Below are 9,813 nucleotides of genomic sequence, written 5' to 3'. Positions count from 1 at the left end.
CGCTTTCCTCCTTCAGAGTCAACCTCTTTTTTCAGAAGTTTTTCTCCGGCGGCTCAGTCTCCTGAACCTTCAACCCGTTTCCCGTTGCCGGTGTGCCGTGTCGATGGAGGCGCATTATAGGGAGCGGTTCAGATAGCGCAAGTGCAAATGACAACTTTTTTACCAACCGTTCACTTTACACTCAATTCGCTGCCTTATTAAACAAAACCCCGGTGAAAGGGCATAAAAAAACGGGCCAGCGGCCCGTTTTTATCTCGCAGGATTACTGATGAGCTGTAATCACATCGTTTTCCACATCCATCTGGATTGTTTTGCCCGGCACCAGTGAACCAGAAAGGATCTGCTGTGCCAGCGGGTTTTCGATCTGCTGCTGTATCGCCCGTTTCAGCGGACGCGCACCATAGACCGGATCGTAGCCATTCTCCGCCAGCAACCGCAGAGCCTCCTCGGAGATCTGCAACTGATAGCCCCGCTCCTCCAGACGGTGATACAGCCGCTGCAGCTGAATCTGAGCAATAGAGGCAATATGTTTCTCAGCCAGCGGATGGAACACCACGACCTCATCAATACGGTTGATGAATTCAGGACGGAAGTGCTGGCCAACCACACCCATCACAATCTCTTTCATTTCCGGATAGCCAAGATCGCCGAACCGCTCCTGAATTAAATCTGACCCAAGGTTAGAGGTCATGATCACCACGCTGTTACGGAAATCGACCGTTCTGCCCTGTCCATCCGTCAGGCGTCCATCATCCAGCACCTGCAGCAGAATGTTAAAGACATCAGGATGCGCCTTTTCGACCTCATCCAGCAGGATGACGGAGTAAGGACGACGGCGTACCGCTTCAGTCAGATAACCGCCCTCTTCATAACCGACATAGCCCGGAGGGGCACCCACCAGCCGTGACACCGAATGTTTTTCCATAAATTCGGACATGTCGATACGCACCATGGCATCGTCACTGTCGAACAGGAAGTTAGCCAGCGATTTACACAGCTCGGTCTTACCTACACCGGTCGGCCCCAGGAACAGGAACGAACCGATAGGACGGTTAGGATCCGACAGACCGGCACGGCTGCGACGAATCGCATTGGATACCGCCTCAACGGCTTCATCCTGTCCGATAACCCGGCCATGCAGCTCCTGCTCCATCCGCAACAGCTTATCGCGCTCACCTTCCATCATTCGTGCTACCGGGATACCGGTCCAGCGGGCCAGCACATCGGCAATCTCCACATCTGTTACCCGGTTACGCAGTAACTTCATGGTTTTGCCTTCCGCCTGGGTGGCTGCAGCTAACTGTTTTTCCAGAGCAGGAATTTTACCGTATTGCAGCTCTGACATCTGAGCGAGATCGCCCTGACGACGGGCCTGCTCTAAATTGAGACGCGCCTGCTCCAGTTCAGCTTTGATGTTCTGCGTGCCGGATAATGAGGCTTTCTCGGTTTTCCACTCATCTTCAAGCTCGGCATACTCCCGCTCTTTCTGATTCAGCTCGCTCTCCAGCATCTCAAGGCGTTTGATGCTGGCATCATCAGCCTCTTTCTTCAGTGCCTGCTGCTCCAGCTTCAGCTGAATGATGCGACGCTCCAGGCGATCCAGTGACTCCGGCTTCGAGTCCATCTGCATACGAATGCTGGATGCCGCCTCGTCGATCAGGTCAATCGCCTTGTCAGGCAGCTGCCGGTCCGCAATGTAACGATGAGAGAGCGTTGCAGCCGCGACGATCGCCGGGTCAGTGATCTGCACATGATGATGCAGTTCATAACGCTCTTTCAGGCCGCGCAGAATGGCGATGGTATCTTCGACACTCGGTTCCGCCACAAAGACTTTCTGGAAACGGCGCTCCAGTGCAGCATCTTTTTCAATATACTGCCGGTACTCATCCAGCGTAGTGGCACCGACACAGTGCAGCTCGCCACGCGCCAGCGCGGGTTTAAGCATATTGCCGGCATCCATCGCGCCGTCAGCTTTACCGGCACCGACCATCGTATGCAGCTCGTCGATGAACAGAATGACGTTACCTTCCTGCTTCGACAGATCGCTCAGCACCCCTTTCAGGCGTTCTTCGAATTCACCCCGATATTTAGCACCGGCCACCAGCGCACCCATATCCAGCGCCAGAACCCGCCGGCCTTTCAGACCTTCAGGCACTTCGCCATTGATAATGCGCTGCGCCAGCCCTTCAACAATCGCTGTTTTACCCACGCCGGGTTCACCAATCAGCACCGGGTTATTTTTGGTACGGCGCTGCAACACCTGGATGGTGCGACGGATCTCTTCATCACGGCCGATAACCGGATCGAGTTTGCCCTTCTCGGCGCGCTCGGTCAGATCGATGGTATATTTCTTCAGTGCCTGGCGCTGATCTTCAGCCCCCTGATCGTTCACGTTGTCTCCTCCCCGCATTTGTTCAATCGCACTGGTGATTTTTTCGCGAGTGGCACCTGCCGCTTTGAGCAGATCGGCCAGAGAGCCGCGTGATTCCAGGGCAGCCAGAACAAATAATTCAGATGAAATAAAGTTGTCGTTGCGCTTCTGCGCCAGTTTGTCGCACAGGTTTAATACCCGGACGAGGTCAGATGAGGGTTGAACATCCCCTTCACTGCCTTCAACCTGCGGCAGGCGGTCAATGGCCTGCTCAACCTGCGCGCGAAAAGGTGTCACGTCGACACCGGCCGACGTCAGTAAAGGCGAAACCGATCCGCCTTCCTGTTTGAGCAATGCGCTCATCAGGTGCAGAGGTTCAATAAATTGGTTGTCGTGTCCCAGAGCCAGGGACTGCGCGTCGGCGAGAGCCAGCTGAAATTTGTTGGTAAGACGATCCAGACGCATAATTCCTCCCATTACAGGTCAAAATGCTACTGGAGATTAAATGAGGTCATCCCTCAAATTTTCAAGGTTAATGACCTGAGATTTGAGTAAAAAATACGCTAACTGGACCGTCTTATCGCGTAAGGTTATAACAGCCAGATCAAAGTTGCCATACGCCCGGTGATCCCATCGCGGCGGAAAGAGAAGAAATCGTCACGCTGTGTAAAGGTACAGCGACTGTCGGCGCTGATGGAACGGACGCCTGCAGCCTGCAGTCGCCTGCGCGCCAGTAGCCAGATATTGGCGTAGAATCGCTCTCCCGACGGATGAAAAGCCTGTCCGGCGTAGGGGTCCTGAGCCACAAAGGCGTCGCGCACTTCGGTACCGACCTCAAACGCATCAGGGCCGATTGCCGGCCCCAGCCAGGCATGAATCTGATCGGGCGGCGATCGGAACTGCGCCAGGGTATTTTCCAGAACGCCGGCACAGAGGCCACGCCAGCCGGCATGCGCGGCCGCCACTTCAGCACCATCCTGCGAACAGAACAGCACCGGCAGACAGTCAGCCGTCATAATGGCGCAGACCACGCCAGGCTCGGAGGTGATGCAGGCATCAGCGCGTAATGGCGTCTCTCCGCCCTCAGCCAGACGCACGACATCGGTGCCGTGCACCTGATCCAGCCACTGTGGCATCGCAGGTAACCCCGCCTCATCAACCAGCAACTGACGGTTACGCGCAACCGCGTCGGGATTATCCCCCACGTGCCCGCCCAGGTTAAGCGCATCCCACGGGGAGTGACTGACTCCGCCGTGGCGGCGGGTTGAGCAGGCCCGGACACGCGCCGGTGCGGGCCATTGAGGAATAATCAGATCCATCACCAGTCCATCTGATCTTTAAATTCTGCGGTGTCTGCTTTTAACGCCGCAATCAGATCGACCATGTCCTGCGGGATAGCCGCATGAAACTCCATTTCAATACCGCTGATAGGATGGTAAAGACGCAGCATCGTAGCGTGCAGCGCCTGACGGTCGAAGCCCCGTAGCGTAGCGATAAACGCCTCTGAGGCGCCTTTTGGCGGACGCGGGCGACCACCGTAGAGCGGATCGCCCACCAGCGGATGGCTGATGTGCGACATATGAACGCGGATCTGGTGAGTACGCCCGGTTTCCAGACGCAGACGCAGACGCGTGTGCGCACGGAAATGCTCCATGATGCGGTAGTGCGTGACCGCCGGTTTCCCCATCGGGTGTACGGCCATGTGCGTACGTTTGGTGGAGTGACGACTGATCGGCTCTTCGACCGTGCCGCCCGCTGTCATATTACCAATCGCAACGGCTTCATATTCACGGGTAATTTCACGCCGCTGCAGTGATTCCACCAGATGCGTCTGTGCCGGTACGGTTTTCGCCACGACCATCAGGCCGGTCGTGTCTTTATCCAGGCGGTGCACGATGCCCGCACGAGGCACATCCATGATCGCAGGATAGTGATGAAGCAATGCATTCAGCACCGTGCCATCCGGATTACCGGCACCGGGATGCACCACAAAATCGCGGAGTTTATTGATGACAATGATGTCTTCATCTTCGTAAACGATGTCGAGTGGCAGATTTTGCGGTTCCCAGCGCTGTGCCTCCTCAATCTCAGCGTTAATCGCGACCAGCTCGCCGCCCAACACTTTTTCTTTTGGGGTATCGACCATGACGCCGTTTACCGTCACGCGACGATCGAGGATCCACTCTTTTATGCGTGAACGTGAATAATCAGGGAACAATTCCGCCAAAGTCTGATCTAAGCGTTGTCCGAGTTGTGATTCGGATACCGTTGCGGTGAGTTGAACTTGTTGTGCCATATACAGCTTCTTCGTTAACGTTGGGTTTTCACGGCGATGCCGTTTAATATAATGTGCTATCGTACCTGGTCATTACCGGGAGCTATACGGACAGCTTCCGCCATAACATTTGAGGATAATCACTTCGTCATGACGCGTATGAAACATCTGGTGGCTGCTGCCACACTGAGCCTGGCACTTGTTGGTTGTTCCGGCTCAAATGACGCGGTACCGGACAGCCCGCCTTCTGAAATCTATGCCACAGCGCAGCAAAAGCTGCAGGACGGTAACTTTAAAGCTGCGATTAAGCAACTGGAAGCGCTGGATAATCGTTATCCGTTCGGTCCTTACTCGCAGCAGGTGCAGCTGGATTTAATCTACGCGTACTATAAAAATGCCGATCTGCCTCTGGCACAGGCTGCCATTGCGCGCTTTATGCGTCTCAATCCGACCCATCCGAACATCGACTATGTCATCTATATGAAAGGTCTGACGGACATGGCGCTGGATGATTCAGCACTGCAGGGCTTCTTCGGTATCGATCGTTCTGACCGCGACCCGACGCACGCACGTGATGCTTTCCGTGACTTCTCACAGCTGCTGCGCAGTTACCCGAACAGTCAGTATGCCGCTGACGCGCAGAAACGTCTGGTCTACCTGAAAGATCGCCTGGCCAAATATGAGCTTTCAGTGGCGCAATTCTATACTAAGCGTGAGGCTTATGTCGCGGTTGTTAACCGGGTTGAAGGGATGATGCGCGATTATCCGGATACGCAGGCGACACACGACGCACTGCCGCTGATGGAGAATGCCTACCGCAACCTGCAGCTGAACGCTGAAGCGGATAAAGTGGCGAAAATCATCGCGGCTAACAATAGCTGACAGCAGGCTGCGTTTCAGCCATAAAAAAAGCAGCCGGAAAGGCTGCTTTTTTTGCTCACAAAACAGTCATAACTGGATCTGAAATCAGCGAGCTAACCCATCAAGAATGCCGGGTTTATCGGTTCGCTTCAAGGTATTTCCGCCCGTTTCTGAGCCTTTCTCACAGATTGTCAAAACTGACAAAAAGTGACATTTTTCCGTGATAGAAATCTCACATTCAGCGCTTTTTCGCGCTATGCTGAGAAGACCAAGACGGAAATGACAGAGAGGTAAGAACGATGATTCTGAACATTACCAGTAAGCAAATGGAAATCACCCCGGCCATCCGAAGCCATGTTGAAGACCGTCTCGCCAAGCTCGAAAAATGGCAAACCGACCTGATTAATCCGCATATTGTTCTGTCGAAAGAGCCCAAAGAATTCGTGGCCGATGCCACTATTAACACCCCAAACGGGACTCTGGTGGCCAGTGCCAAACATGACGATATGTACACCGCGATCAACGACCTGATTGCGAAGCTGGAGCGCCAGCTCAACAAAGTCCAGCACAAGTCTGAAGCACGCCGCGCCAGTGCCAGCGTGAAAGACATCATTCCTGCTGACGAAGCGTCCTGATTTTCTTAACGCGCCTCCGGGCGCGTTTTTTATTGACAGCTTTTAAGCTGTACGGTTACTCTCCCCCTACTCCTTTTACGGACATTTCCATGAAACATGATCTGTTTTTCTTCGCTTTCTTTTTTACCTTCCCCTGAACGGGAGGCCATTCGTCGTGAGAAAATGAAAGCGAAGACGAACAACCAAGCCTCCCAGCCGGGAGGCTTTTTTTTTGGATAGCATACAGGTGAGCCCTATGAATCCCGACAATCCATTGCTGGCGCTACGCGATAAGATCAGCGCAGTGGATAAAAAACTTCTGACGCTGCTGGCTGAGCGTCGTCTGCTGGCAGTGGAAGTTGCGCAGGCCAAGCTGGCTACACATCGCCCGATTCGGGATGTCGAGCGCGAACGCGCGCTGCTGGAAAATCTGATTGTGCTGGGTAAGGCCCATCACCTGGATGCGCATTATATCACCCGTCTGTTTCAGCTGGTTATTGAAGATTCCGTTCTGACCCAGCAGGCGCTGCTGCAAAAGAACCTCAACCACCCTCATGCCCATGCGGCGCGTATCGCCTTCCTCGGTCCTAAAGGCTCTTACTCCCATCTGGCGGCACGCAACTATGCATCGCGCCACTTCGATAATATGGTGGAGTGTGGCTGCCTGAAGTTTCACGACATCATCAAACAGGTCGAAAATGGCGCAGCCGATTACGCCGTCATGCCGATTGAGAACACCAGTTCAGGCTCCATCAATGATGTTTATGACCTGCTGCAGCAGACCAGCCTCTCCATTGTGGGTGAACTGACGCTGCCTATCGACCACTGCGTCCTGGTGAAGGGTAGCAGCGACCTGCAGCAGATAGAGACGGTTTACAGCCATCCTCAGCCGTTCCAGCAGTGCAGCCAGTTTATTAACCGCTTCCCGCACTGGAAAATCGAATATACCGAGAGTACGGCCGCGGCAATGGAAAAGGTCGCAGCGCTCAACTCCCCTGCCGTTGCGGCCCTGGGCAGTGAAGCCGGTGGTGAACTCTATCAGTTGCAGGTGCTGGAGCGGAATCTGGCCAATCAGCAGCAAAACCACACCCGCTTCATCGTGCTGGCGCGTAAGGCGATCGATGTGTCAGATCAGGTGCCAGCCAAAACCACGCTGATCATGGCAACCGGTCAGCAGGCGGGCGCGCTGGTCGATGCGCTGCTGGTACTGCGTCAGCACAACCTGATCATGAGCAAGCTGGAGTCCCGCCCGATTCACGGTAATCCGTGGGAAGAGATGTTCTACATTGATGTGCAGGGCAATCTGCAATCAGAGCGGATGCAGCAGGCGCTGCAGGAATTACAGACAATGACCCGCTCGCTGAAGGTGCTGGGCTGTTATCCCAGCGAGAATGTCGTGCCCGTTGAACCTGCCGAATAGAAAAAAGGCATCCGGAAGGATGCCTTTTTCTTTTATGGGCGGCTGTCGTTCGCCGATCGCAGCAGGCTGCGACTCTCAATGAGGAAGCGTCGGGCATGATCCCCAAACCACTGCTCTACGCGATTAAAGCTGGCGATAAACGCCTGTTTGTCACCCTGCTCCAGCAGCGCAATCGCTTCACCAAACCGCTGGTAGTAACGTTTAATCAGCGCCAGATTACTCTCTGAAGACATAATGATATCGGCGTAAAGCTGCGGGTCCTGAGCGAATAACCGCCCGACCATCGCCAGTTCCAGCCGGTAAATCGGTGATGAAAGCGCCAGCAGCTGGTCAAGATTGACGTTCTCTTCGGCTAAATGCAGGCCATAAGCAAAGGTGGCAAAGTGACGCAGCGCCTGGATAAACGCCATGTTCTGATCGTGCTCAACCGCACTGATGCGATGCAGGCGCGCACCCCAGACCTGAATCTGCTCCAGGAACCACTGATACGCCTCCGGCTGCCGGCCATCGCACCAGACCACCACCTGTTTCGCCAGGCTGCCACTGTCCGGACCGAACATCGGATGAAGACCCAGCACCGGACCGTTATGGGCGGCCAGCATCGCCTGCAGAGGGCGGTTTTTGACCGACGCCAGGTCGACCAGAATGCAGTCGTCTGGCAGAGGGGGTAATTGTGCAATCACCTGTTCAGTCAGGTGAATCGGCACGCTGATGATGACCATACCGGCATCACGGAGCAAGGTCTCCGCTTGCGGCCAGTCCTCTTTATCCAGCGTTTTCACCGTATAGCCTGACAGGCCGAGCATCTTTTCAAAGAGTCGGCCCATCTGGCCCTTGCCGCCAACGATCACCACCGGACGCAGTGCCGGGCACAGGGTTTTAAAGCCTTTATCATTCTCGCTGGTATAGGATTCGCGCATCACGCGACGCAGCACATCCTCAATCAGATCCGGCGGCACACCGAGCGCTTCAGCCTCTTTGCGACGGGAAGCCAGCATTGACGCTTCCCGTTCAGGCACATAGATAGGCAGGCCGTAACGGCTTTTAACTTCCCCTACCTCAGCGACCAGCTCCAGACGTCTGGCCAGCAGATCAAGGAGCGCTTTATCAACACTATCAATTTGATCGCGTAACGCGGTCAGTTCAGCCACCATTCCTCTTATACCTCTTGTAACAGACGCGCCGACAGCACTCCCTTCAGATCCTGATGCATCTCACGCAGCAACGTTTCGGTCACGTCCCAGCTGATGCACGCATCGGTGACGGAAACGCCATATTTCATTTCGCTGCGTGGCAGTTCAGAAGACTGGTTACCCTCATTGATATGGCTTTCCAGCATCAGACCAATGATTGAACGGTTCCCGTCTTTGATCTGGGCGATAGCGGATTCCGCTACGCCAGGCTGACGGCTGTAGTCTTTGTTCGAATTACCATGGCTGCAATCTATCATTAAGGCAGGACGCAGTCCCGCCTTCTGCATCTCTTTTTCACACTGTGCAACATCTTCAGGACCGTAGTTCGGCGCTTTACCACCACGCAGAATCACATGCCCATCCGGGTTGCCCTGCGTCTGCAGCAGGCAGACCTGCCCCGCCTGATTGATGCCGACGAAGCGATGCGGCATTGCCGCGGCGCGCATCGCATTGATCGCCGTGCCCAGGCTGCCATCGGTGCCATTTTTAAAGCCTACCGGCATGGAGAGACCCGAAGCCATTTCGCGGTGCGTCTGGGATTCGGTCGTGCGTGCGCCAATCGCGGACCAGCTGAACAGATCACCCAGATATTGCGGGCTGTTTGGATCGAGCGCTTCTGTCGCCAGCGGCAGGCCCATTTCAACCAGGTCCACCAGCAGCTTACGAGCGATGTGCAGACCCGCTTCCATATCAAACGAGTTATCCATGTAAGGATCGTTGATCAGCCCTTTCCAGCCGACAGTGGTGCGGGGTTTTTCAAAGTAGACGCGCATAACGATATAGAGCTGATCGCTCAGCTGTTCAGAAAGAGTTTGCAGACGACGCGCATAGTCCAGTGCGACTTCGGTATCGTGAATTGAACAGGGTCCGCATACCACCAGCAGACGCGGATCGCGTCCGGCAATGATGTCAGAGATGGTCTGGCGTGAAGCCGCAACCTGCTCCTGCTGTTCCGGCGTCAGTGGAAACTTCGCTTTCAGCTCTTCAGGTGTAATTAAAACCTGTTCACCGGCGATGTGCACATTGTTCAGCGCGTCTTTTTGCATGATGGCGATCCTTTATCTCGTATTGGCGGTTCT

The 9,813-nt window shown here is 54.8% G+C and carries 9 protein-coding genes and 1 other annotated feature; of the genes, 4 read left to right on the top strand and 5 right to left on the bottom strand.

The genetic code is table 11. From position 1 onward, the window contains the following. Positions 1 to 262: 262 nt before the first annotated feature. The 3 genes from clpB to rluD all read right to left on the bottom strand — a co-directional run bounded on the left by clpB (position 263) and on the right by rluD (position 4,667). On the bottom strand, positions 263 to 2,836 hold the full coding sequence (gene clpB, locus FJW00_RS00115; RefSeq protein ID WP_009086781.1) for an ATP-dependent chaperone ClpB: 2,574 nt from the start codon (positions 2,834 to 2,836) through the stop codon (positions 263 to 265). Positions 2,837 to 2,961: 125 nt separating this feature from the next. Further along, on the bottom strand, positions 2,962 to 3,690 hold the full coding sequence (yfiH, locus tag FJW00_RS00110; protein ID WP_140922676.1) for a purine nucleoside phosphorylase YfiH: 729 nt from the start codon (positions 3,688 to 3,690) through the stop codon (positions 2,962 to 2,964). Beyond that, a complete protein-coding gene (gene rluD / locus FJW00_RS00105) occupies positions 3,690 to 4,667 on the bottom strand; it encodes a 23S rRNA pseudouridine(1911/1915/1917) synthase RluD (protein ID WP_140922674.1) in 978 nt (325 codons plus the stop codon). Before rluD ends, yfiH begins: the two co-directional genes overlap by 1 nt. A gap of 129 nt (positions 4,668 to 4,796) precedes the next feature. Here rluD and bamD point away from each other — a divergent pair, with 129 nt between their 5' ends. The 4 genes from bamD to pheA all read left to right on the top strand — a co-directional run bounded on the left by bamD (position 4,797) and on the right by pheA (position 7,541). Further along, entirely contained in the window at positions 4,797 to 5,528 is a 732-nt protein-coding gene (bamD, locus tag FJW00_RS00100; RefSeq protein WP_009086788.1) for an outer membrane protein assembly factor BamD, read from the top strand. 278 nt (positions 5,529 to 5,806) lie between these two features. Next, positions 5,807 to 6,142 (top strand): ribosome-associated translation inhibitor RaiA, encoded by a 336-nt coding sequence (gene raiA, locus FJW00_RS00095; protein WP_009086789.1) that lies wholly within the window; start codon positions 5,807 to 5,809, stop codon positions 6,140 to 6,142. Positions 6,143 to 6,230: 88 nt separating this feature from the next. Next, positions 6,231 to 6,355: a sequence feature (Phe leader region), on the top strand. After that, entirely contained in the window at positions 6,232 to 6,279 is a 48-nt protein-coding gene (gene pheL / locus FJW00_RS22420) for a pheA operon leader peptide PheL (protein WP_193387678.1), read from the top strand. Its footprint overlaps the feature before it by 48 nt. Before the next feature lie 22 nt (positions 6,356 to 6,377). After that, positions 6,378 to 7,541, top strand: a complete 1,164-nt coding sequence (gene pheA, locus FJW00_RS00090; protein ID WP_009086794.1) for a bifunctional chorismate mutase/prephenate dehydratase — start codon at positions 6,378 to 6,380, stop codon at positions 7,539 to 7,541. A 32-nt stretch (positions 7,542 to 7,573) separates the two neighbouring features. Here pheA and tyrA read toward each other — a convergent pair whose 3' ends face one another. Further along, positions 7,574 to 8,695, bottom strand: a complete 1,122-nt coding sequence (gene tyrA, locus FJW00_RS00085) for a bifunctional chorismate mutase/prephenate dehydrogenase (protein ID WP_009086795.1) — start codon at positions 8,693 to 8,695, stop codon at positions 7,574 to 7,576. A gap of 5 nt (positions 8,696 to 8,700) precedes the next feature. Beyond that, complete coding sequence (locus FJW00_RS00080; protein WP_140922672.1) at positions 8,701 to 9,780, bottom strand: 3-deoxy-7-phosphoheptulonate synthase; 1,080 nt, start codon at positions 9,778 to 9,780, stop codon at positions 8,701 to 8,703. Positions 9,781 to 9,813: the final 33 nt, after the last annotated feature.

The sequence above is a fragment of the Pantoea anthophila genome (genome assembly GCF_006494375.1).
Classification (GTDB): Bacteria; Pseudomonadota; Gammaproteobacteria; order Enterobacterales; family Enterobacteriaceae; genus Pantoea; species Pantoea anthophila.
This window is presented reverse-complemented; position numbering and strand designations above follow the sequence as displayed.